Annotated in this window: 17 protein-coding genes, 1 pseudogene and 1 riboswitch; of the genes and pseudogenes, 5 read left to right on the top strand and 13 right to left on the bottom strand. The window is 39.5% G+C overall.

Annotated features, from left to right (window positions below):
- Positions 1–29: 29 nt before the first annotated feature.
- Positions 30–74, bottom strand: a riboswitch (PreQ1 riboswitch).
- A 177-nt stretch (positions 75–251) separates the two neighbouring features.
- A complete protein-coding gene (locus HUX68_RS01170) occupies positions 252–1,460 on the bottom strand; it encodes a dicarboxylate/amino acid:cation symporter (RefSeq protein ID WP_174612928.1) in 1,209 nt (402 codons plus the stop codon).
- 147 nt (positions 1,461–1,607) lie between these two features.
- Positions 1,608–3,017 carry an MDR family MFS transporter gene (locus HUX68_RS01165; RefSeq protein ID WP_174612927.1) on the bottom strand — a complete coding sequence of 470 codons (1,410 nt, stop codon included), beginning with the start codon at positions 3,015–3,017 and terminating at the stop codon, positions 1,608–1,610.
- A 238-nt stretch (positions 3,018–3,255) separates the two neighbouring features.
- Here HUX68_RS01165 and HUX68_RS01160 point away from each other — a divergent pair, with 238 nt between their 5' ends.
- Positions 3,256–4,995, top strand: coding sequence for a M14 family metallopeptidase (locus tag HUX68_RS01160; RefSeq protein WP_174612926.1), 1,740 nt, complete (start codon positions 3,256–3,258; stop codon positions 4,993–4,995).
- Between the two features lie 145 nt (positions 4,996–5,140).
- Here the strand turns inward: HUX68_RS01160 and HUX68_RS01155 are convergent, their stop codons facing one another.
- From HUX68_RS01155 to HUX68_RS01130, 6 genes are all read right to left on the bottom strand, one after another.
- A complete protein-coding gene (locus HUX68_RS01155; protein WP_246206735.1) occupies positions 5,141–6,268 on the bottom strand; it encodes an FAD-dependent monooxygenase in 1,128 nt (375 codons plus the stop codon).
- A gap of 231 nt (positions 6,269–6,499) precedes the next feature.
- Positions 6,500–8,047, bottom strand: a complete 1,548-nt coding sequence (locus HUX68_RS01150; protein ID WP_174612924.1) for an acyl-CoA dehydrogenase family protein — start codon at positions 8,045–8,047, stop codon at positions 6,500–6,502.
- Complete coding sequence (locus tag HUX68_RS01145; protein WP_174612923.1) at positions 8,047–9,549, bottom strand: class I adenylate-forming enzyme family protein; 1,503 nt, start codon at positions 9,547–9,549, stop codon at positions 8,047–8,049. The genes HUX68_RS01150 and HUX68_RS01145 overlap by 1 nt, the downstream gene beginning before the upstream one ends.
- On the bottom strand, positions 9,546–9,926 hold the full coding sequence (locus tag HUX68_RS01140; RefSeq protein ID WP_174612922.1) for a MerR family transcriptional regulator: 381 nt from the start codon (positions 9,924–9,926) through the stop codon (positions 9,546–9,548). The genes HUX68_RS01145 and HUX68_RS01140 overlap by 4 nt, the downstream gene beginning before the upstream one ends.
- 171 nt (positions 9,927–10,097) lie before the next feature.
- A complete protein-coding gene (gene ptsG, locus HUX68_RS01135) occupies positions 10,098–12,200 on the bottom strand; it encodes a glucose-specific PTS transporter subunit IIBC (protein WP_174612921.1) in 2,103 nt (700 codons plus the stop codon).
- 93 nt (positions 12,201–12,293) lie between these two features.
- Positions 12,294–13,619, bottom strand: a complete 1,326-nt coding sequence (locus HUX68_RS01130; RefSeq protein ID WP_174612920.1) for a 6-phospho-alpha-glucosidase — start codon at positions 13,617–13,619, stop codon at positions 12,294–12,296.
- Between the two features lie 154 nt (positions 13,620–13,773).
- On the opposite strand from HUX68_RS01130, the gene HUX68_RS19260 reads away from it, so the two are divergent.
- Genes HUX68_RS19260 through HUX68_RS01120 form a run of 3 tightly spaced genes read left to right on the top strand, consistent with a single transcriptional unit; the run spans position 13,774 to position 15,714 of the window.
- Positions 13,774–14,229, top strand: a complete 456-nt coding sequence (locus tag HUX68_RS19260; protein WP_246206587.1) for a MurR/RpiR family transcriptional regulator — start codon at positions 13,774–13,776, stop codon at positions 14,227–14,229.
- Positions 14,147–14,575: an SIS domain-containing protein gene (locus HUX68_RS19255; protein WP_246206586.1), complete on the top strand. Its 429-nt coding sequence runs from the start codon at positions 14,147–14,149 to the stop codon at positions 14,573–14,575. The genes HUX68_RS19260 and HUX68_RS19255 overlap by 83 nt, the downstream gene beginning before the upstream one ends.
- A gap of 11 nt (positions 14,576–14,586) precedes the next feature.
- Positions 14,587–15,714 (top strand): glycerate kinase, encoded by a 1,128-nt coding sequence (locus HUX68_RS01120; protein WP_174612919.1) that lies wholly within the window; start codon positions 14,587–14,589, stop codon positions 15,712–15,714.
- A gap of 258 nt (positions 15,715–15,972) precedes the next feature.
- On the opposite strand, the gene HUX68_RS01115 is transcribed toward HUX68_RS01120, so the two are convergent.
- Both HUX68_RS01115 and HUX68_RS01110 read right to left on the bottom strand, forming a co-directional pair.
- A complete protein-coding gene (locus tag HUX68_RS01115; RefSeq protein WP_174612918.1) occupies positions 15,973–16,245 on the bottom strand; it encodes a hypothetical protein in 273 nt (90 codons plus the stop codon).
- Positions 16,211–16,786, bottom strand: coding sequence for a hypothetical protein (locus HUX68_RS01110; RefSeq protein WP_174612917.1), 576 nt, complete (start codon positions 16,784–16,786; stop codon positions 16,211–16,213). The genes HUX68_RS01115 and HUX68_RS01110 overlap by 35 nt, the downstream gene beginning before the upstream one ends.
- Positions 16,787–17,016: 230 nt before the next feature.
- Here HUX68_RS01110 and HUX68_RS19580 point away from each other — a divergent pair.
- Positions 17,017–18,198, top strand: a pseudogene (locus tag HUX68_RS19580) (IS3 family transposase).
- A gap of 176 nt (positions 18,199–18,374) precedes the next feature.
- Here the strand turns inward: HUX68_RS19580 and HUX68_RS01090 are convergent.
- The 3 genes from HUX68_RS01090 to HUX68_RS01080 form a co-directional block, all read right to left on the bottom strand.
- Entirely contained in the window at positions 18,375–20,042 is a 1,668-nt protein-coding gene (locus tag HUX68_RS01090) for a UvrD-helicase domain-containing protein (RefSeq protein ID WP_174612913.1), read from the bottom strand.
- Positions 20,023–22,062 (bottom strand): hypothetical protein, encoded by a 2,040-nt coding sequence (locus HUX68_RS01085; RefSeq protein ID WP_174612912.1) that lies wholly within the window; start codon positions 22,060–22,062, stop codon positions 20,023–20,025. The genes HUX68_RS01090 and HUX68_RS01085 overlap by 20 nt, the downstream gene beginning before the upstream one ends.
- Positions 22,063–22,513: 451 nt before the next feature.
- A complete protein-coding gene (locus HUX68_RS01080; RefSeq protein ID WP_174612911.1) occupies positions 22,514–24,904 on the bottom strand; it encodes a UvrD-helicase domain-containing protein in 2,391 nt (796 codons plus the stop codon).
- Positions 24,905–24,940: the final 36 nt, after the last annotated feature.

The raw sequence follows: 24,940 nt of genomic DNA, 5'->3' as shown, positions 1-24,940 counted from the left end.
AAAAGACAGCACTAAGAAGCCACTGTCTTGTCTCCCTAGTTTTTTATAGAGGGATGGTTTCGAACCTCTCCTGCATCATGCAGATTTCTATATTTTATTTCACCTTCTAGCTTAGCATGCCTGCAAATTCCTGTCACGTGGTCGATTGCGGAAAATCTAAAAAACGATGCAGCAGGGAATACCCATCGCATCGTTTTTTCTTTCTTCACTTCATCTTAAGAATTTCTCCATATCCTGGTTGGTCAAAAATCCTACCCCGCATCTCCACCGGAAACTTTTTTCTCACTCGCATCCACAACAACACTTGCAGCAGCATCACCTGTGACATTGACCGATGTGCGCATCATATCCAGAATACGATCAATACCACCAACCAATGCAATACCTGCAAGCGGCAGGTTAACTGCACTTAATGCCATCGTGAGCATGATGAGACCAGCCCCTGGTACACCAGCGGTTCCAATTGATGCTAAAGTACCGATCAGTACAACTGTAACCATCTGTGAAAAAGTCAAATCGATTCCAAAGTATTGGGCAACAAACATCGAACAAAGCCCGACATACAATGCTGTTCCATCCATATTGATGGTCGCGCCCAACGGCAATACGAACGTGCTTGTTTCTTTGGAGACGCCAAGGTTTTCCTGTGCACTCTTAATCGTTACCGGCAATGTACCGGAACTGCTGCTTGTACTGAAGGCAACGGCAGAAGCAGGAAAAATACCTTTAAAAAATGTAACCGGGCTCATTTTACCGAGTGATTTAACAACCAATGAATAGACTACAAACAGTTGGATAATACACCCTGTAACCATTGCCAGAATCAGCTTGATTAATGGAAGCAATACATCCAATCCATACTCCCCCACAACAGGAGCAAGCAGTCCAAATACACCGATCGGAACAATAGTCATGACCATGCCGGTTATTTTGTACATTACTTCCGCAAACCCATCAAAAAAATCTTTTACCGGTTTGGCTTTTTCCCCTACTAATGTAATAGCAATTCCAATCGCTAATGCAAAAAAGATAATTTGCAGGATATTACCTGACGCCAATGATTCAAACGGATTTGTCGGTACGATATTTAAAATAGTTTGTATAAATCCCTCTGTTTCGGTCGGTTCAGGGGCTTCTTTTCCATCCAGCGATACGTCAATTCCACTTCCGGGTGAGAAAATTTTCCCTACTATGACACCAAGCGTGATGGCGAACATACTGGTTATTAGATAAAAGGCTACTGTTTTCCCACCCAGTCTGCTGAGTTTTCGAACATCACTTGTGCTGGCAACCCCAACAACAAGTGTAGCAAGTACTAAGGGAGCAATAATGAATTTAATTAATCGCAGAAATAAATCCCCCAGCGGTTGAACAACTTGCGCTTTTTCACCGAATATGACACCGGTTACAATCGCAAGTATAAATGCAGCAATCAACTGCCAGATCAGACTTTTCTTCATAATAAACGCTCCTATCATTTATATATCTTTCAAAATCCGACGGACCTCTACTAAACTATCACAAATGAAAGGAGCGTACAATTAACTGAGGAGAAACAGGCTAATGTTCCTAGTCTGTTACAAATTTTAACAGCAGCAATTTACACATCATTCATTTTCAGCAGGCTGCTTTTGCCTTTCTAAAAACAAAGAAAGAATCAACCCCGTAATAGCAAACAGAAATGCGACGAAAAAGGCATGTTTCACACCAGTCAAATAAGTTGCCGGCTGCACGACTGCTTCAGATCCGGACCCTACCCTCGTGATGAATGAAATAATAAACGTCAGACCCAGCGATCCCCCGAATTGGCGGGCCGTATTAATCACTGCCGTCCCATGCGGTATCAGTTTATCAGGAAGCGCGTTGACTCCGGCTGTCATGATCGGCATATTAATCATAGCCACACCGCCCATGGCAATCATGAATAATACGACCGTAATGGCGAATGGTGTATTCAGACCAAGAATAAAATGAAAGCCGAACGTACTTACGTTAAGCAGTACAAAGCCAAGAATTGCGATGGTTTTACCGCCATATTTATCAAACAATTTCCCCGCAAAGAGAGACATGACAGCGAGTGTCAAAGCACCGGGCATCACAATCAACCCACCATAATAAGCAGAGAACTGCTGGGCGTTCTGCACATACATCGGCAAAATCGTCTCAATGGATATGAGTAAACTGAACGACAGGATGGAAATAAACGAAATAAGCGCAAAAACAGGGACTTTAAGCACACGCAATTCCAAAATAGGAGTTGCAAGCCGAAACTGACGTACCGCAAACAAGCCTAATGCCAAAGCTCCTGCAATCATACTGACAAGTGTTACCGGGTCAGTTAATCCATCCCCCTGTAATTTATTAAAACCGAAAAGCAAACCGCCTAAACCAATCGTTGACAACATAATAGACTGCATATCGATTTCCGTTTTTCGCTGCTCCGTGATATTGCGCATATACAAGTAAACCAAAAGCAGAATACACGCTGCAATCGGCAATGTCAGCAAAAACAGGGAACGCCACTCAAAATATTTTATTAAAACACCGGAAATCGGCGGCCCCACCGCGGGAGCAACGTTAATCACCAACCCGGCAATTCCCATCGCATAACCTCTTTTTTCCTTTGGATACAGCAGAAACAAAATTGTCTGCATTAACGGAATCATAATCCCGGAACCCATCCCTTGAATAACGCGCCCTGTTATCAGGACGGGAAAAGAAGGCGCGATTAAACAAATCAATGTTCCCACAAAAAACAAGAACATGGCACTCATCATCAAAGACCTTGTTTGAAATTTATCAATAAAATAAGCCGTTATCGGAATCAAAACGGCTATTGTTAACATATAGCTGGTTGTCAGCCATTGGACTTCTGTTGAGTTAACCGCGAACTCATCCATAATTTTAGGAAAAGCCGTTATGAGCAGAAACTGTGTCAAAACAGATAAAAAAGCAGCTGACAATGCGATTGCCACAATTAATCGCCGTTGGAAACGTGTCAGATTCAAAGCATTCATCCCGTCTCCCCTCCTCTCCCCATTTAAGCTTCCAATTAGTCTAAACACCATATTACATCCCAAACAATGTTTCGGCAATCAAACAGCAAACCGTGCTATTATCCAAGCCATGATTCTTTATACTACATTCTTCCTATTCTTAAAAACACATCTTTTGTCGGAAGGAGTAATTTCCCTCAACCACGAATTAGCCTGATAGGACGAAAAATGTCTAAAACTATCAAAGGAGGAATGCATCTTGACAAGAAAATCCTTAACTATTTTATTTCCATTAATTTTAATTCTTTCCGTATTGTTTGGCAGTCAACTAGTTGGTGAGAAATCTGCCGAGCCGAATAAAAACGAAAATCATTTGAAAACATCGGACATACCAGTAGCAGGACAAATGGGTTCAGATTTCACACCTTATTTTGGAAAGAAATATGACTTGCCTGAACAAGTTGAATGGCTGTATCCATCTCCTGATATTGAATTTAAAACGCCAGGTTTTAAGGAAGGGAAAAAGAATTTTACGACCCAACGTGAAATGATGTCGTTTTTACGCGAATTGGATTCTTCCAGTGATCTTATGAAAATGAAGACGGCGGGGAAATCCTTGGAAGGTCGTGCATTGCCCGTGCTTATTTTATCAACCAGTCATGATAATAAAGCGGAATTTAAGGATAAAACAACGGTGATGTTGGAGGGGCAGGTCCATGGTGATGAACCAACAGGAGGTGAATCTGTTCTGGTTATGGCTCAAAAACTGGCAAAAGGTAAGCTTGGTCAGAACGTATTAGATAAAATCAATGTCGTTTTGGTTCCAAGGATTAATCCCGATGGTTCTCGCTACTTTCAACGCCAGACCGCCAATCGGTTAGACGCCAACCGGGATCACATAAAAATGGAACTCCCGGAAATTCGTACACTGCACAAAATTTTTAATCATTATCAACCAGAAGTCGTTATTAGTGCCCATGGTTATCTGGCACTTCCCAGCAAATTTCCAAATGCAGCCGATAAATTTCCTGGAATAGGGGATAAAGGAGCCTTGCCTTACCACGACATTCTTTTGGCACCGGACTTAAACCTCAATATCCCGGAATCGGTACGCAACAAAGCAGTCAACTGGTTTATTAAACCGACCCATAAAAAGCTTAAGAAAAATGGTTTTTACTCTTATCCATACTACTTGATGAAAAAGTCTGCGGAGAAACCAACAGTTACAGGCGGCAGTCTCGCAGCCGGCATAGATACCAATGCTTATGGCCTTCAGCCAGCATTTACGATTCTTGTGGAGAGCCGTGGATATGGTTTAGGTCGGGAAACCTTTAAACGGCGTGTAGCTGCATCAGTAAACGCGCATACGAATTTAATCAAAATGACCGCCAAACGTGCAACAGCAATAGAATCAATCATAGAAAATGCCAAAGCCAAGATTACGCGCGAAGGTAAAAAGATAGGAGAAAAAGATAAAATTGTCTTGGATTTTAAACGCCAGGAACTTCCCGGTCAGCAACACTTAAAAGTCGTTGATATCGCAGAAGGAGCAGTCGAAGAGATTCCCGTTGACTTTTACAGTTCCATAAATGCGGTCCCAACTGAAGAGATTGTTCGTCCAACAGCGTATATCATGCCTCCAGCCTATCATAAGGTAGCAAAAAAACTGAAATTGCAAGGAGTAGACGTCAAAAGGCTTGATGAATCCAAAACCTTAACTGTTGGACGCTACAAAGTGACAGATAAAAAGGTAGATGAAAAGTATTACCAAGGCCATTTATTAACCCATGTTGAAACAAATATTAAGCAGAAAAAATATCAATTTCCTGAAGGCAGCTATGTATTCAGTTCCGCACAACCAACAGCTAACCTGATTGCCCTGGCTCTTGAGCCGGAATCCCCGGTGGGTTATGTAACCTATAATTATCTGCCTGTAAATATTGGGGACGTAGTTCCTGTATTCCGTTATATGAAGGAAGGTAAAATTGTGGAGAAGTAGAGGAGTTTAAATAATAGGATGATCCTACTTTCGAATAATAGATTGATCAATTGTTACTTCCAACTGCCCTGTTAAAGGGCAGTTTTTTTGCCTGTCATTTACCATGGAAGCGACAGTTTCACCTCCACTTCCCCAAACCCATCAGCTATTTAAATAAGAAAGTCAATCTACGAAACAGTAAAGATTTTGGAATCAGCGGAAATACGGTGTTCCGAAATCCAATTAATAATGGGTTTTGCCACTGTGCTGCCCAGCCAATTTGTCTGGAAAGCTTAATAACTTTGTTTGCTTTTTTAACACGCTTTGTATCATAACGTGACAAAGCTGCGGTCATAGAAGATTCATTGTCAATGGCAAGCATTAATTCATACGCATCCTCAATTGCTTGCCCCGCTCCCTGCCCCATATTCGGTGTTGTCGTATGAGCAGCATCACCCAGTAAAATAACGCGATCATAAACAAAGGATTCCAACGGTTTAATATCATACAAATCGTGATGCAAAAAATAAGCATCCTCCGATTCACTGATTAAGCGTGCTACTACAGGAGAAAAATGGGAAAACAAACTCGCCGTCTCGTTTTTATTCAAACTTGCATAGTGTTCATCATTTTCAACGGCATTAACACAAGCAAACCAGTACACATCACCATTATGAAGCGGTGCCCAGCCAAATCGCCCTTGTTTGGACCATGCTTCGGATGAAATATGTAACGGAACATCTCCCTTATTCTTCGCAATCCCGCGCCAGCACGTATAACCTGCATAACGCGGAACACTACTCGGCATGAGGTTTTGACGAAAGATGGAGTGAATTCCATCAGCCGCTACAACGTAATCAAAATTATGCTTCGTATTATCCTGAAAAGTCAGGGCGACAGAATCATCATATTGCTCAAAGTCAATCACCTGTTTATCAAAATGAAAATTGGAACCGTCAACTGCACGGAATAACGCTTCATGCAAATGCGCCCGATGAATTGTAATCGTTTCCTCATCGAATTTCTTCTTTAACAGAGAAAAATCAATCTTATTCATTACCTTCAAATCGCCATTCAAAAACTGCTGCTCTTTAAGTGGCATACCAGCCTTTACAACATCTTCTGCAATCCCCATCCGATCTAACGCAAGCATCGCATTACTGCCAAGTCCCAGACCGGCACCAAGGGGTTTAAACGAACGCGCCTGCTCAAATACATGCACATCCATTCCTATCTTACGCAGTCCTGCAGCTAAAGCAAGACCACCAATACCACCGCCAACAATCGCAATCATCACTGAAACCACCCCCAGCGCGTTTCCTCTATTATACAATGGACCGTTTGTTTATAAAATGAAACACGGTTGCTGAGGTACATTTCAAAAAAACCTGAACCACTGTGGATTCAGGTTTTTTATCAGGATGACAAGAATTGAACCTTTCCCGTGTCTCTAAGTTAGGTATTGTTCATTTTTAAAATTGAAGATTCTAGTTATCTTCCAACCCCTCAATATTTTTACATAAACTCAGCAGCTCAATTCTTCGTATACCACCTGTTCATACAACTCCGCCATTTCTTTACTTATCGATTTCGCTTTTAATTCCTGGGTAACCTGGTCGTCCTCAGCAAAAACATCAAGACGATCTTTTAACATTTGCCATTGCTCCACTAATTCCGGCGCTGCCATTCCGTCCAGTCGTTCTTTCAAATCATGAAAAAAAATCTCATGTGCGGAAAACTTATTGACCAAACGAATCAACTCCAGTCCGAGAATATTTGCGGTGCCCTCCCAGACAGTTAACACCTGTGCATCCCGGAGCAGTCTTGGGGTGACAAAGTCTTCAATATAACCGTTTCCGCCGTGCATTTCAATTGCCTCATGCGCAAAAGCAATTGCCTGTTCTGCTGACTCCTTTTTCATGATGGCAATCAGCAGGCGATTTAGGGCCTCTTCCCCTTTTGTCGCATTTCCGTTCGTAACCTTTTCATACAATTGAACCATCTCGAATGTAGCTGCCGTTTCTGCCTCCAGTTTCCGCTTAAGCCGATTGAGTGTTTGCTGAACCATTGGAAATTCAACCAGCCTTTTGCCAAAAGCTTCACGGCGCTCAGCATATGCTTTTGCTTCAGCATAGCTTCTACGCATGATACTAATAGATGCAATTGTATTGCAAATTCGTGATAGATTAAGAGCCTCCATCATATAGTAGAATCCGTGGTTTGGATCACCGACCACATATGCTTTTGCCCCGTCAAACTCCACTTCAGCAGATGGAACTGCACGTACACCAAGCTTATCCTTTAACCGCCGAATGCGCAGATGGTTCACACTTCCGTCTTCTTTTTTCCATGGAACGGCGAACAGTGTTAGACCGCGTGTTCCGGCTGGCGCTCCTTCCCGTCTTGCGAGAACCATGGCAACGCCGCACATCCCGGCATTTGAGGCAAAATATTTTTCACCATGCAACCGATAGTGACCATCTTCCTCTTTTGCCTGTACCACATTGGCACCAACGTCAGATCCGCCTTGTCTTTCCGTGAGAAATGTGGCACCCTCATACAATTCGACATCACCGGTTGAACAGACATGCGGCAAAAACCGTTGTTTAACCGATTCATCAGCATAGTGGTCAAGCAAATAAGCAGTTGCCTGGGTCAGTGTAACTGGGCAGTGGAATCCCGGTTCAGCCTGTGACAACAGATAACCCTGCGCAAAACTGTAGGTATAGTTTCCTTTCCGCCCAAGTTCAGGTATCTCTTTGTGCACATAGCCGACAATTCCAGTTCCATACGTTTCCGCAACTGTTTTTTGATAGCCTTCGTTCACCCATACTTCCGACACTTCTTCCCCATACTTGTTGTATCGGATTAACTGTGGTCTTCCATCCCGATCGGTATGGACCGCACGTTCGTCAATTTCATTCGCACAGGAATCCCCGAATTTTTCCAATTCCCCTTTTGCATAAGCATACAATTCATCGTCCAGATGTTTCTTCAACAGCTTTTGAAAAAATTCATCTTCGGTAAAAAAATTCCGCCGCCCCTCCATTGTTGTTTCCTGCAATACCTTCATCAATTGGCAACCCCTTCCCGCAAAACCTGTTTTAAAATTTTTCCGGAGGCATTTCTTGGTAACGCCTCAACCTGTTCATAGATTCGCGGCACTTTGTACGATGCAAGCCGTTCTTGCAAAAAGCTTTTCACATCATTTTGAGTCACCTTTTCGTTCGCCGCAAAGATGGCTTTAACGGTTTCTCCCCATTCCGGATGCGGTACACCAATTACAGCAACCTCCGTCACCCCTTCATACATCAGGAAAACATCTTCAATTTCTTTCGGATACACATTAACACCGCCGGAAATAATCATGTCCTTTTTCCGATCGACAATCCAAAAATATCCATCATCATCCTTCATTGCCAGGTCACCTGTCCGCAGCCAGCCGTTCTGCAACACCTCATCTGTTGCGTCCGGGTTGTTGTAATATCCGACCATATTTCCTTCACCATGGAGTGCAATCTCCCCCACTTCGCCAGGCGACAGTCCGTTCCCATCATTATCGATAATTTTGATTTCCGTACCAAGTGCTGCACGTTTGCCGATACTTCCCGCTTTCGTTTCATGCTCATGATCCAGCAGCAACGTCCCGCTTGGCCCCGCTTCGGTCAGACCATAGACACAAACCAGATTCCCATTCGGAAAAACCTGTTTAATATGTTTTACCTCTTTTGTCGACAATGCTGCACCCCCATACACCCACCACTTCATGGATGACAAGTCAGCTTCGTTTATCCGTGGATGCTGTGCAGTTGTGAGATATGCGACAGGTGCACCAAAGAAATGAGTTGTTTTTTCCTGTTCAACCGTATCCAGGAAAAGATCCGGCGTAAAAGTCGGGGTCAACACCAATGTAGAACCGACTATCATTCCCGCCATGAAAAATAAATGAAGCGGCGCTGAATGACTGAGCGGCATCATCAACAAAATACGGCTTTCCGGCTTCACTTCCATTTCGACACAAACCAAATTGGCAACGGATAAAATATTGCGGTAACTGAACAACACTCCCTTTGGCTTCCCGGTAGTACCCGACGTATACAAAATGGTGGAAAGATCATCCTCAGTTAAATCACAGGAAATTGGATCAGCACTCCCGCTTTCCATCAACGCCTCAAAACTTTGCCAGTCCCCATCAAAATCCCCTGTTTTAATTAATATGGATGGAGCCGTGAAATGCTTTACACCTTGAAATAACAACTCATGCACGATGAACGCCTTCGCATCAGAATTTTCCACAATATACTCCACTTCCGAACCCGTGAGTTTCGCATTTACCGGAACAACGATTGCACCAAGGCGCTGCACCGCAAAATAGGCAATCGCAAATTCTATAACGTTCGGCATCAGCAAGGCAACTTTATCCCCTTTGTCAATCCCCTTTCCTTTGATAGCGCTTCCAAAACAATTTACATGAAAATCCAGTTCCCGATAAGTCAACCGACGGCCCTGACAAACCACCGCCTCCTGTAATGGATACTTCCTTGCATTACGCGCCAGCAACTTCGAACTGTTCATGAACCTTCCTCCTCTTCCCGTAATTTTTGTTTAAACTGCCCCAAAAGTATTTCCATTTCTGCTTTTAACGCCTGAAACTCCGCAATCGTACCCTCAATTTCCGCAATTCTTGACTCCCCGTATTCGATCGTTCGCTTGAGTTGTTTTTTACCCGTTCGATCCTCATCAAAAAGCAAAATCATTTCTTTAATTTCTTCAAGCGAGAAACCATATCGCTTCCCGCGAAAAATAAGCTTCAACCTTGTCATATCAGTCTTGGAATACATTCGCCTGTTACCCGAAGTTCGCCCCGGCACCAAAAGACCAATTTCCTCATAATAACGAATCGTCCTTGTCGACACACCAAACTCCGCAGCAACTTCCGCAATCGTCTTCACAGCCCTCCTCCTCGCTTTTATTATAATCTTATCATTAACGTTAACGTAAAGCGCAACTTAAAATCAGATTCTTCCCGATATCTCAAAATGAATTGATAAATTACTCAGAATGGTATCGGGTAGCAGACTCCATAAAAAGAGGCTATCGTTTTAGATAACCTCTTCCTTGCACTATTCTCTATTCATCTCAACCAAAACCTCTTCCCCTGCAGTAACACTATACGGATAAGCTTGATGGTTCACTTTATATTGATCGCCATTCATTACAATAATCGGAGTAATCGTGTTATAGCCTTTTTCAGCAAGAAAATCGATATTCATTTGTGCTATAGGATCACCTGTACGAATTTTATCTTCTGCTGAAACTTTGATCTCAAAGCCTTCTCCATTTAGATTCACTGTATCCAAGCCCATATGAATTAATAACTCTGCGCCTTCATTTGTGCGAAGTGTTATAGCATGTTTGGCTGGAAATACGCTGACAATTTCACCATCAATTGGAGAGACAATGTCTCCTGAAGAAGGTTGTATTGCAATGCCATCGCCCATCATTTTTTGCGAGAATACTTCATCAGGTACTTCTTCCAATGAAACAACTTTACCGGATGCCGGAGCGGTCAACGAAACAGTAGTATTTACTGAACTGTTTGGTGTTTCTTTTGTTACGTGTGAAGCAGCAGTTTCAGTTGTTGCATTGTCCGTCTTTCCACCAAGAATATTCTGGATTTGATTTTTTAACGTATCAGATGTCGGGCCAAAAATGGCTTGTACACCATTTCCTACTTCGAGCACGCCGGAAGCACCGAGCGATTGCAGTTCTGTTTTATTTACATTACCTTTATCGTTAACACCAACTCTTAAACGTGTAATACATGCATCAAGGTTGTTTATATTGCTTGCGCCGCCAAGTGCCGACAGTACCTCATATGCTTTTTGATCGGCAGCACCTGCAGCTCCTTTTGTTTTTGCTTTATAATCTTCTTTTGTATACATACGGTTGGTTTCTTCACCGCCGCGTCCAGGTGTTTGCAGATCCCATTTCTTGATTGCCCATCTAAATACTGCGTAGTATATGACGGACATTAATAGACCTACAATAACGACATACCACCACGGTTCACCGACTCCCGGCAAAATACCAAATAGAGTGAAATCAATGATTCCCGATCCTCCTGCATATCCAACATTTACATCAAGGATATACATGAGCATAAACGAAAGTCCTGCCATCAATGTATGAAAAACATACAATAACGGCGCAACGAATAAGAATGTGAATTCAATCGGTTCTGTGATTCCTGTTAGGAATGCGGTCCCTGCAGCTGTGAATAATATTCCCGAAACTGCCTTTTTATTTTCAGGTTTTGCCATATGATACATTGCTAAAGCCGCTGCAGGTAAACCAAACATGACAAATGGGAATTTCCCTGCCATAAAACGTCCAGCCGTAATTTCAACTGCATCATTTATTTGTTTATCAGCAAGCTGAGCCATATACATTGCTGTGTCACCAGATACAATATTTCCTGCAAGTGTTGTATATGTCCCACCTACCTCTGAAAAACGGATTGGAATGTAGAATATATGGTGTAATCCAAATGGAATTAATCCACGTTCTACCACTCCGTAAATAAACATAAAATATGCCGGGGTGTTTTCTCCTGATAATGCGGAGCCAAGCGCATAAATCCCGTCCTGAATGGGCGGCCAGATAACAGTCAAAATAAGGGCAAGAGCGATTGAATATGTCGCTGTAATAATAGGAACAAATCGTGCACCACCAAAGAAGGATAACATCTCAGGCATTTTGAAATCATGGTATTTATTATAAAGGGCAGCTGTCATAAATCCCATTATAATCCCACCAAACACCCCAACCTGAAGGGTAGGGATACCTAATTCAAGAACATGACCCGCTTCAGAAATATTATCCATATTTATACCTAGTACAATACCAATTACAGTATGCATTACCATATATCCAACCAACGCAGATAGTCCAGCTGCTGCTTTACCTCCAGTCCAGCTTCCGGCAATACCTACTGCAAATAATACACCTAAATTCCCGAATATTGCATTTCCTGCACCGATCATTAATTCTGCAATCGTTTGCCAAAAATCGGATTCCAGAAATGGCAGATACTCAATTAAATATGGCGATTGTAAGGTCGTTCCGATCCCCAGCAATAAACCCGCTGCAGGAAGTAACGAAATGATGACCATAAATGTCTTACCTATGCGTTGAAAAAAATCGAAGTTAAAAATCTTCTTCATGCTTCCCCTCCTCGTCTATTTTAAAGTAAACGGATACAAGTTTGGTTAATCAGACAGGAAGCATGCAACAGCCTCCCTGTCTTTTAAAAACCATTACCTTAATTCCGGCCAGTATTCTTTGTTCGCTTCAATTAACGCATCTAACACTTCTTTTGCTTTTGTTGCAGAAACAATCGTACGATTTAATGTTAAAGCCTGAAGTGCTTTACTGTAAGAACCTTCTATAAATGCTTCAGCAGTAAGTTTTTCATATGCATACTGTCCCTCAATCATTCCTTTATAGAAAGTTGGAATTTCACCAACTGCATATGGCCGTGGACCATTTGCTGTCAAACTCGTTGCCACTTCAACCATCGCGTCATCCGGCAGATTGCTGATAATACCATCGTTTTTCAAAATTACAACAAAATTATTACCTTTATTATGAGCAATCGACTCTGCAACAATTAGGATAAACTCGCCATGTGCGTCATTTTCAACAACATTGGAATCCTTCGTTGTTCCTGCTTCAGCAACACGGGCGCAATCCTCAAACACACGTTTTTCTCTTCCTGCCTGTACTTCATTTGTACGTGTGAATTCAGGGTCCAGTTTATTTAGTACCTTATCCGGATATAAATAATACTGTAAATACGTGTTTGGCAGATAATCCGGAAAATCTTGTACCATCTGTTCGACCATGGCATACGTATCAAGCCATGATTGATCACGCTGTTCATAGTCAGCTGGGCGGAATCCACCTTCAAGAATCGTTTTCCTTAATTTAGGAAGTAAATCGTTACCTTCTTGATCATATAAATGTGTAAACCAGCCGAAGTGATTTAATCCGAAATAAACAGGGTCAAAATCCCTTTCGTTCATATCAAGCAAACGCCCGTACGAGCGAAGCAGATTTTCGGGCTGATCACAAATATTCAGGATTCGTTTATCTTCAGGGAATATTTGCTGTAATGCTACCGCAACAATAGCTGCCGGATTTGTATAATTTAAAATCCATGCATCTTTTGTTTTGTTTCGTACATCTTTTACAAGCTCAACCATGTCTCTGATGGAACGCATACCGTATGCAAAACCGCCCGGTCCACACGTTTCCTGGCCAATAACACCTAGGTTTAATGGAATCTTTTCGTCTTTTTCACGCATGGCATAGCCGCCTGTACGCATTTGTACGAAAACAAAATCGATATCTTCCTGAAATGCTTCTTCTTTATCTGTTGTATAACTAAAATCAATTTCCGGGTACTCTTCATTAAATAGTACTTTCGCAAATTCACCGATCGTTTGTTGGCGATCATAATCAATATCATACATAACTAACCGATTAATCGGAAAAGTCTCTTTTCTCGAACACATTCCTTTTAGTAACCCCGGCGTCCATGTACTTCCACCACCAACTACAAGCACATTATATTTTTTCACTTTATCAGCTCCTAGAAGTAATAGTACTGTAATCGCTTCAATCCACATGTTAACGCAGAAACAATCATTCACCTGAAAAGTTTCATTTTATGAAATTTTTTAGGAGTTGGTTTATACTGAGACTTACAATAATCATGAAATCCGGAGTGGTACGATGTATAATTTTTTAGCCAAGCTATTAAACTTTATTGAGTCTTCAACTGACAGTACGAAATCAGAAATTATTATTGCCGAATATATTTTGCGTAACGTCAATAAAATTCCAAAAATGTCAATTTATGAATTAGCTAAAGAATGCCATACATCCCCCGCTACCATTACGCGTTTTTGTCATCGCTTTGAAAATATAACATTTAAAGAACTAAAAGAGTACGCTCGTACTTTCATCGAATTCAATTACACGGAAGTAGATTATGAAAACCTTGAATTGAAAATCAATTTAAGTCAACTAAACAGCTATTATAATGAGCTGCAGGCATCACTAAGAAACCCGGAATCTTATGCAATCAAAGGAAATTCTGGAGGTTGTGAAACGAATTCATCATTCCCAAAAAATTTCATTTTTCGGTGTAACATTCTCACACTTGCTTGCAAGAAATGCGCAATTTAAATTTATCCGACTGGGAAAATATGCATCCTCATACAGTAACCATGAAAATCAGCTTTCTGAAGCAGAAATTCTGACAACTGAAGATTTGGCTATTGTCATTTCTTTCTCCGGGGAAACGAGGTTCATTACGCGATTGGTCAAGCAATTAAAAAAACGAAACATACCGATTGTTGCAATTACAGGTAACGAAAATAGTTTTTTAGCACAGCATGCAAATCAAATTATTCCGGTCAGCAGCAAAGCACTTAAAAATTATAAATCACCGATCCTGGAAGAAATCAACATGCTCAGTGTTATCAATTCCATTTATCTTGTTTATTCTATATTCTTAAATAATCTTGAATAGGAGCATTCACTATGAACATTTTATTAGCCCCAGATTCGTATAAAGGAAGTTTAACTTCCATCCAGGTAGCAAACACGATGGAACGTGCGATTCTGTCTCTCAACAATAAGGCTATTGTTGAATCGAAACCGATGGCTGATGGTGGGGAAGGAACTGTTGATGCATTGCTTTCATCTGTAGGCGGTCAACAAGTAGAAGTAACATGCACAGGTCCATTAGGTGAAAAAATTAATACGTACTATGCCATACTTAAAGACAACACAGCTGTCATCGAAATTGCAAACATTGCCGGACTTATCCAAGTACCGCAAGCTAAACGTAATCCGGATATGACTACAACTTACGGACTTGGTGAAGTTATCAGCGATGCATTGGATAGAGGCTGTACCTCATTTATTATCGGACTGGGCGGCAGCGCAACAAACGACGGTGGACTTGGATTACTGCAGGCTTTAGGAATGAAAGCATGGAAAAGGAAAGGGCAAGCTTCAGGAATATTCGGGAAAGATTTATTGGATGTTACACGTGTCAGTTTCGCTGACATCGACCCCAGATTGTCTCGTGCTTCCATAAAAGTTGCTTGTGATGTAGATAATCCGTTATATGGGGCGAATGGCGCCAGTGTGGTTTATGGACCGCAAAAAGGCACAACCGATAAGCAAGTACCTATATATGACAATGCACTCGCTAATTTTTCATCTGTAATTGAAAATCAGTTAAAAAAAACATTTCACGATACAGAAGGTGCAGGCGCTGCCGGTGGATTGGGTTTTGCCTTACTCATACTCGGCGCAGAACTAGTATCAGGTGCAGAACTCGTGGCTGATGCTTCGTTTATGAAGGATGCCATAAAGCAGGCCGATTTGATAATAACGGGTGAAGGCCAAAGTGATGAACAGACTTTATACGGAAAAGCACCTGGATATATTGCTGATCTGGCCCAGTTTTATGAAATACCAGCTTTATTAATTTCCGGATCATTAGCCGGAGATCATAATAAGCTCCGCAGCAAATTTCACGGATGCTTTTCCGCTGTTACACAACCTATGACGATTGACGAGTGCATGAAACATGCCGAAAAATTATTATATAATCAGACAAAACAGATTGTGGATTTTGTTTATGGGATGCGGAAATGACGCCGAAATGGTAGCTCGAAATGAAATCCTTTAAAATCATAGTATTTCCTATATATATGTGTTTTTTGATATTTTATCTGCGCACTTTAACAGTAATTATCGGGGATTTAGCCAATAAAAATGTAAAAAAGCTGAAGACTCTCTTTCAGATGGTCTTGAGCTTTTTTAATTTCACAATATGTTTAGTAACGTTGGCAAGTGGTGAAGTATTAATTGTGAATCGCTAATATGTCCGTATTATAGTCGCCTACTGCTGGCTTAGTCATTCGAATCATTTGGTATTGTTTCTTTTACCAAAATTGTTTCCTCACCTGCCCGATAGTCTACTTGCCGCATTAAGACAGTTAACAAATCATACAAACGTTCGACTTCTGTATAAGCATCTTTCACAGTACCACTGCTACGTTTTTGGTAACCTTTAAAAAAGTCCGTGGTAATCGACGGCTGGTCTGTGTCATTAACAACAATGTGCAGGGAGATTCGCTTGATTATATTATCAACCCTGTGTTTTCTGTTGAGCCCTCCAACCACTGCTCCAAGCCCCACCACCGATCATACCGCCAAGCATCGGACCTGAAGCACTTATGTCATTTGACGTTCTTGTCACAATATCATCGTCTTCTCTAATTTCAATTTTAAGGATGTCCTTTATGCTGTAAACACTGCGATTGTCTTCACCATTAAGATATGCAAATCTTTTGGTTGACTCATCGACAATAATCATTTGCATATTATCCCCATTAAATTGATGTGTCACCTCAAAATTTTCATATTCTATTAAATTATTTAACGATAATTCCTTCTCTTCTTCCTCTTTTTTCATTGCCAAATCCATGCAAATAATTACTAGGCCAATGAAACTGAATATAATACCAATAATCCAATGCAGATTAAAGCCCCAGGCTATTATGACAGCGAACAATAATGCACCTAACCCATTTATAATAGTCCATTTCCATGTGAAAAGCGCAATACCTGCAATGATCGAGACAACCCCAAGAAAAGAATTGACAATAAAAGCCCATACAATTAAAGCAATAAATGCAATGAATCCCAAACACCCCAACATCATTTCTAAGTTGTCCCCTTTCTCTAAGATGTCAAATGATGATTTTGTCTGATCCCCGACTAAAGGACCAAAGTCATCTTTAAATATTATAAAAGAACTTATGAGAATTCAAAAGGTAACTGGTGCAGGGAATAATTGTAAAAGGTGTATGAACATTTAAGTTAGTCTTTTAAATGGACACGTCAAAATGAGAATGGTGTATAATTTAACCAACAGAAAAGGACGTGTTTATGATGGGGAAATGGAAAGATCCAGAATTTAAAGAGCATGTATGTAAGCTAATTATTGAGGAGGGGAGAGTGGCCCGGGAAGTAGCGTATGAACTTGAACTTTCTTATTCTACCCTTTGTAAATGGGTTGCTGACTATAAAAAGAAAAAAGAACAGGAAAACGCTCCAGAACAATACATCACGCCTGGCGAGCTGGAGAAACTTAAGAGGCAGCACGAAAAGGAACTTCAGGACCTGAGGGAGCAGAATGAAATATTAAAAAAAGCGATGCACATTTTCACGAAAAACCAAGAGTAATCGATAAATATCGTTTCATTCAGGCTCATCGGAATGAACACAGTATTGTGAAAATGTGCAGCGTATTGGAAGTATCGAAAAGCGGTTATTATGCATGGTTAAATAGGAAAGAAGAGATGTCGGCCAGAGAGGCCCATCGAAAAGAAATTAAGCAAAAAATTAAAAAGTCCTTTCATGAAAGTGAGGCAACCTATGGAAGTCCGAGAATACATGATGATTTGGAAGTAGGGTTATGATATATCCGTCAAAACAGTAGCTCGAATGATGAAAGAGATGGGCTTAAACGCCATGCCAAAGAAACGGTTTATCAAAACGACGGACTCGAATCATGATATGCATGTTTATCCGAACTTATTAAATCAGGAATTTGATGTGAAGGAGCCAGACCGCGTTTGGGTTACAGATATCACGTACATTTGGACATTAGAAGGGTGGCTTTATTTAGCTACGGTGATGGATTTGTTTTCCAGAAAGATTATTGGTTGGAATATAACCTCCCATATGAAAACGGCACTAACCTTAAAGGCTTTGAAGATGGCGATTCTGACCAGACAGCCCAATGAGAAGCTAATCCATCATTCCGATCGAGGTTCCCAATACTGTTCAAATGATTATATCAGTGTGCTGAAAGAAAATGACATGCAAATAAGTATGAGCAGGAAAGGCAACCCGTATGACAATGCCTGTATCGAGTCGTTTCATGCGACGATTAAGAAAGACCTGATATACCGAAGACGCTTTAAAACACGCTTTGAAGCAATTAAAGCCATTAATAATTATATAAGCAGTCGTTACAACGAGAAGCGAAAACATTCGAGCCTAGGGAATACATCACCAAATAAATATGAAAGAATGTACCAATCCAAGGCACTGCAAGTTAGCTCTTAATTAACCATTTGGCCGTAGGAAGTGACAAGTCACGGTTTTAGACTTGTCACTTCCTACGGTCTTACCAAGCGTAGCGCGGTAGTTGTTTTGGAAGAAGTGGTTTACCAAAGTTAGGTGTCCATTTTCTTGACAGAACTCCAACATATGCATTAAAAACAGAAGGTACTTTGATAACTCTAATTCCTATACTTCCCCTTACCAAAATTACTCACATAATCTCGCGTATCAAAATCCCTTACAAATGGAGATATCCGTTGCTGCTTTTCGTTTGCATAATACAACCGCAGTTCTTCTTTTGCCCGTGAGCAGGCTACATATAACACCTTCTTTTCATCATTCAAAATCTCGTCATAATCTTTATCATAATTCTGGTAGTTTATTTTCTTTGTGTCATACCGTTCCTTCAGATCGTTTATTCTATTTTCTGACGGATAATGGTAACGGTCAAAATGGACAATAAATACATAATCAAACTCCAATCCCTTTATTTCGAAGGGGTTTGTGAAGAAAATAGGTTTCTTTTGTTTATTATAATCAAAACTTTTTCCATATTGTTCAATTCCAATAACATGGAATTCTCGTTCTAATGCATGCCTTAAATTCCCATACCTATTTAATTCATTGTCACTATAACGATGAATAACAGCAATAGATTTACCTGGATGATAATTCAATATTTGATGTATCTCTTTTTTCATTTGATTTGCCATGCGGTTCATTGTTGTAAAATGTTTTATTTCTGGCTTTGGACCTTCTCGGAAGAAATCCTGATCGTCTTCACGGACATTTTCTACATCAGTAAATTGCAAAGCACTTGCTAGGTTCATAATCTGCCTTGTCGAGCGAAAATTCTTTGTGAGCCTTTGATTGGTTCTTGAATTGACTTTAAGGTTTAAATCCTTGTATGATACAGGAGTTCGTTTATAAATTCTTTGCTTAGCATCCCCGACGAGTGTAATTGTCTTTCTAGTTAGTGCCACCAAACTTTTAATCTGCATTGGCTGCAAATCCTGAAATTCATCAACCAATATGTGATCAAATTTGAACGATGCACTTTTATTCAATTGCAGCTCATTTAGCAAATGCAATGCATAATCTTCCATATCAAGTTGGGGAGTTTTAAAATGGTTCTTCATAAAATCCTGATACAGCTTAAACAAATGAAAAATGGTCGATCGTTGTTTTCTTGCAACGTTGGGACTATGCCCTCGTCCTTTTCTTTCCCTGGTAGAATACATATCCCAAGTATAAATTCCATTTGCCTTCATCCAAAAAAACTCTTCACGCAAAAACTTAGGGGTATGTGTTTTGTATAACCGTTCATATCTGATAAATTCAGGTGATTGTTTAAATTCTTCAAGAATAATACGAATACGCGCTTCTATCAAAGATTCATGATTAGATATAGATGATTGCTTCATATAAAGCCGGTTTATACTTGGATATCCACATTCATACATCAGGATTTTTCTAACCAAGTCATGATATGTGACAACACTAACCTTATGAGTTTTTGACAATTCAATATATTTATCCGACTGTTTCAAACGTTTTAAAGTGTCCTGAATTAATGTTTGGTTAAATGTAACATAGAGAATTTTTTGAGGAGATTCTGCCTGCTCCATCATTTTAATTAGCCGGTAAACGAGCATCAAACTCTTCCCACTGCCTGCAGATCCTCTGATCATTAATTGCTTCTCGCTAGACTGAACGACTTGTTTCTGTTCATTGGTTGGATGAATTCCAGGTAGAAGTCCGTCTATTGAAAAATAATTTTTCCATCTCTTTGACAAACGCCTGCTAAACTGCTCTATTTCTTCATTTCTAATTATTGTTGTTGTCAATAGCAAACCACCCCTCACTACAACTATTTAGATATTGACACATCTTGCAATGATTTCCAGGTTCAGCTTTCACATTAAATGAATTAATGTTTTCTCCAAATTGCTGAAGAACCTCTTTATCGTTAAAATCTCTATCCCTACGGTACTGATTTCTTGCCTTTGTACGCCGATTCTCCCGATATACACTCCGTAATATCTGTAGACTTTTCAGTTCTTTTGGGTATGAAACGTTTTCATAGTTTTTGTATTTCCTTAACGTTGTCTGATACTCCATATCAATAAGATTCTCTTTTTTGGTGAACGTCCAGTGGGGAAACATCGGGAAAATATAATTACGGAAAGAATCGCGCTCAGACTTAGAAATAGAAAATAATTTTCCGATTTTACTAAATAGAAATTGATGATGGAACTCTTGTTCATAAATTGGTTCCTGGTCAATAAAAGTCGTCAAAAAGAATTTTTTCGAACAAAAATCATGATTTAACCAGTAAACACCGGGGATTTTTCCGCTCAACTCTTTTCTATGAGGCACCTGAGAAGACTTTTGTTGGTCAGGCATTTGAAACATAGTAAATTCCTCATGAGTCCTGTATTTACTGACTTCCCCATTAGTATATAAGTCAGCCAATATTTCCAGGTAAATATTTCTCAAACCGTTGTCATGAAGGTTTTTAATCCAACTAAATTTAACAGACCCCTCATAATTGGACAATATATTATACAGCTGATATATACCTAATTCTGAGAAGCTCTCTTCAACCGTATAATCCACCCAAAGTGAGTGCAATAAAATGTTCCTCATTTGTGAGTTTACTGCTTGAATTATTTCTTTTAGTTCACTGTGAGTAAAAAACGCGGAAAGACTGTTAGAATGCTCTTCCGGGAAATTCATTTGCGTAACATTCGTCATATGCAATGCATTTTTCGGATTTGATTGAAGTATTTTTTCCTGCATGAGTGACAATGAAAGAATTCTAGATTCTGCCTTATCATATCGAGATGCGGTTAAGTATATTAACTGCAAAAACTCTGGCACCTCAAATTTCCAATCATCCGGAAAACGCTTGTTGAATATTTTTTCCCAGACTTTTTTGTCATCCCCTTCATCAATTGTCTGAAGTACTTCCTGCCATCTCTCCATATATGTATTCACAGACATTAATTCAGTTTCATTTGGCAACAAATATTGACAGAGTCTCTCAAGCTCCCCTACCAGGTCAATTAATTGCTTAATGGTGACACTGTATCTTTCAGTATGAAGAAAAGCGAAAGTCCGAAACGGATTGAGCATATAACGTTTCATCCTGTTTCTGCCGGTATCCTCACTATTCTCACTATCAAAAGACTGTCTGACCAGGTCTAGTTCTTGTAAGCGGAAAAGTCTTTCCTTAATATCTTTGATTGTGCTGACACCTGCCATATAATCTTTCAAGTCTAGCAATAATGATAATGCATCCGGCCCATTTGCATTCCCTATCTTAACCCAATCATTTGTTATCAATTCAATAAATTGATCATAGGAGAGTTGAACCTGTTGATCTTTATACATGCAGTACTGCAAATGGTAAACAAATTTACCGACACTGTTCTCATAAAGCCCACTGACTGTGTTTGTAACAATCGTCTCCACTTCCCCAGGTTTTATGGCGACAATATAATCTCTGGTTCTTTGGTAATAATCCTGAAAATCATGTTGGGAATCAAATTCCATTACTGAAACATTTTTCCGCTCACAAAATTCTGATGATTTACTCTCATTAAACAAGGCGAAGCATTCTCCGTTACCAATAGTCTTTTTTTCACTCGGAAAAGTTTGCTGAATTTCCTGTTTCGTAACTACTCTATAAACACTGTTCCAGAATGCAAAACTCCGTTTATATTGATCTTTGTATGGGATCCTGAATTCAATTTGAAAACCTTTCCGATGTAAAAAATGAATAAGATTCATACGTCCAAAATTCAGGTACTCTATCTCATAAAATATAAGCTTATTTAAATTTGAAGCACTCCCTAATTTCAAGGAAATTTCATTTTTGGTTAACTGGTCTTTATTTATCCGGTACCGCTTAAAAACATCATCCTCCAGTAATATATTAACCAAATGGATTATTTCCGTTTGCCTTGAATGTTTACCATCTATGGTAACTTCCCTGGCATCAATGTCTGCCATCGTAAAAAACGTGTCAACAATTAAAGACAATCGGTTCAACAAATATGCGCTATGTTGAAAGTTACCTCGCTGGATATGCCTTCTTAATTGTGACTGCAAATAAATTTTTGTCTCCACATTATAATAATCTTCAAACAGCAAATCATAAATCTCACTAATGCTTAAAGCATTGATGTTCAATTTACTTTGAATACTATGGGCAAGTGATCCTAGACCAAATACATGCAGTTCATCCTCTCGATTAATTGTTTGTTCCAGACAATTCCCAAGCGATTCATAAGTGGAATAATAAAATAATCCCTTAGTATGGTGCTGTTGTGCTTTCAAGTCCTTTTGCAATAAGGTCACCCCATTTCTTCGCAGTTACACTGTGAGAGTTCTCCGGAGCTTTAAAATATACACCTTTTTTAGCTCTTGTGAGTGCCACATACAATAAGCGCGTTTCTTCTCCAACCTCTTCAACAATCTCCTCATGACGCAATAAATTATATATATCATTCTTAAATATCTTGCCTTTTAAAATAAACGCTCTGTAACCTATCGATTTTTGATTAATAACGACATCCGTTTTTAAGTAACTTTTAAAGCCTCTGTCTGTATACGGCAGAAACACATAATCAAACTCCAGTCCCTTTGCCTTATGAACTGTCATAATTGAAAGACGTGCACTATCTGGACCGCTAGTTGTTAATTTTGTTACTGTTTTATCCGTATTCATTTTTAATTCCAGTACTCTTAAGATTTTCCCCAAAGATGGAATAGTTCCTTTGAATTCTTCTTTCAATAAGTAAATTAAATGATCCAGATTAAGCTGATACTCATCTCTTAATGTTTTTGCCTGACTAATGTAAACTTCGTTCCTGAAAGAATTAATTGGTTTTTCTGCAATGAATCGTTCCGCATAAACTTTAGCAGGATTTATTGCCCGTATTATTTTTTGTAAAACTTCAAAGACCGGTTCTTCTTGAAATTGATTTGCAAACTGATTTAACGTCCAATCTTTATTCTCTAAAAGTTGCTTAATATACATCCTATCCGAGTCAAATTCAGATACAATATTTGCAATCTCCAAGTCACGCTCTCCATAAGAAGATAAATGAAGAAGATATCGATTACTCCATACATTTGGATGAGTAAACCTTTTTATTAATTGATAAAATTCGCGAACAACGTTAATACGGTAAAAATCTCCATCCTGATCAGATGTAAAATAAATCTTGTTCTCTTCACAGAACGAGGAAAGTTCGTTAACTTCTCTATTCGATCTCACTAGCACTGCGGTATTGGTACTTTCAATCTCTCTAAGAAAATTAATCAAACTAACCTTTGTAGGAAAAGAATGTTTGACAAGAGGAATGTCCAATTGGTTTTTCGATTCAAATCCACTTAACAAATAATCTTTCTCATCAAATTTAAACGCATTAACATGATTCGGCCATGTTTTGAACATGCTGTTTAACTTACCCAACAGTTCTTTATCTGATCGATAATTTAACTGAAGGAAATATTCCTGATGTATGTAAATTTGACCCTTCAACTGTTCAAATGCAGTATAGTCCGCCCCTCTGAATCTATAAATACTTTGCTTTACATCGCCTACAACAAACAGAGAAACAGGATAAGTATTGGCAAGGAATGAGAAAAACATGGCCTGCTGTCTATCAGTATCCTGGAATTCATCGATGAAAATATATTTAAACGGTATTTGATAGCTTGAACTTTGTAGCTTAAGCGATTCTAGCCCTGTGATTAAATCATTCACCCCTATGTAGCCCACTTCTGTTTTATATTCCTCCAGTCTTCTCAATGTTTCTTTTACAACATACTCAAACAACAAATGAGAGTCATCATCTGAACGGCCAAAATCCATTTCCTGAATTATTTCCTGTGCAATTGAGTAGTTACCCAACAAGTCTATCACTGATTCAACAGCACCAATAATACGATACTGCTCAATATACTTAAACTTACTGAATAACTGAGGGTTTTCCTCATGAAAGTTATCAATGACCGATTCAATAATTTTTCTGCGCTTGTATGTGAATCTACTCAACCGAATATCCTTATTTACAAACATGTTATCTTTATTCAAATTCAGGACTTGATGTGCAAATGAATGAATGGTTCCAATCGACATATTCTTCAATTCCTGTAGCCAATTAAGATAGGTTAAGTTATTGGTGATTTTAAAGTAATCTTTTATCTTCTGAATAAGTTTTTCACGCATATTATTAGCCGCTTTGTTAGTAAAAGTTATTAATCCCAATTCAGAGAAGTCAAGGTCTGGATGCTTATATTTCAAAAACATGATCCGGTCAAGCATTACTGTTGTTTTCCCTGTCCCTGCACCCGCAGATACACTAATATGTTCATTTACAGGGGCATGCTCAATAAGAAATTGTTCTTTATTAAAGTAGTCAACTTTGCTATCAAGAAATTGCAAAATTTCACTGGGGACCTCTCCATCGAAATACCTAAAAGGTTCCTGAAAATCATCATGGAACATTACCTCATACCCAAAAAACATTTTGAAATCTACAGCTTGCTCAATAACTTCATTTTCCAACAACATATCAATGGGGTCGTACGTAAAAAAGAAAACTTTTGTACCACACTTAAGTAAGGAAACCAGTTCTTCCGTTACTTGTTCATCTAGATCCATTTGAAAAATCAAGGTTGAATAGTTCTCCATAAAAAACACCTGACTTGAAAAGAATTATTTAACGAT

The organism is Virgibacillus ihumii, assembly GCF_902726655.1.
GTDB classification, from domain to species: domain Bacteria; phylum Bacillota; class Bacilli; order Bacillales; family Amphibacillaceae; genus Lentibacillus; species Lentibacillus ihumii.
Note: the sequence above shows the minus strand (reverse complement) of the source record. Positions and strands in the feature narration are given on the sequence as shown.

Coding starts and splice junctions, on each gene's coding strand:
- HUX68_RS01170 (WP_174612928.1), bottom strand. CDS start 1,460: ATGAAGAAAAGTCTGATCTGGCAGTTGATTGCTGCATTTATACTTGCG.
- HUX68_RS01165 (WP_174612927.1), bottom strand. CDS start 3,017: ATGAATGCTTTGAATCTGACACGTTTCCAACGGCGATTAATTGTGGCA.
- HUX68_RS01155 (WP_246206735.1), bottom strand. CDS start 6,268: ATGATTGCGATTGTTGGCGGTGGTATTGGTGGTCTTGCTTTAGCTGCA.
- HUX68_RS01150 (WP_174612924.1), bottom strand. CDS start 8,047: ATGAAGGTATTGCAGGAAACAACAATGGAGGGGCGGCGGAATTTTTTT.
- HUX68_RS01145 (WP_174612923.1), bottom strand. CDS start 9,549: ATGAACAGTTCGAAGTTGCTGGCGCGTAATGCAAGGAAGTATCCATTA.
- ptsG (WP_174612921.1), bottom strand. CDS start 12,200: ATGAAGAAGATTTTTAACTTCGATTTTTTTCAACGCATAGGTAAGACA.
- HUX68_RS19260 (WP_246206587.1), top strand. CDS start 13,774: ATGTATAATTTTTTAGCCAAGCTATTAAACTTTATTGAGTCTTCAACT.
- HUX68_RS01120 (WP_174612919.1), top strand. CDS start 14,587: ATGAACATTTTATTAGCCCCAGATTCGTATAAAGGAAGTTTAACTTCC.
- HUX68_RS01110 (WP_174612917.1), bottom strand. CDS start 16,786: ATGATGTTGGGGTGTTTGGGATTCATTGCATTTATTGCTTTAATTGTA.
- HUX68_RS01080 (WP_174612911.1), bottom strand. CDS start 24,904: ATGGAGAACTATTCAACCTTGATTTTTCAAATGGATCTAGATGAACAA.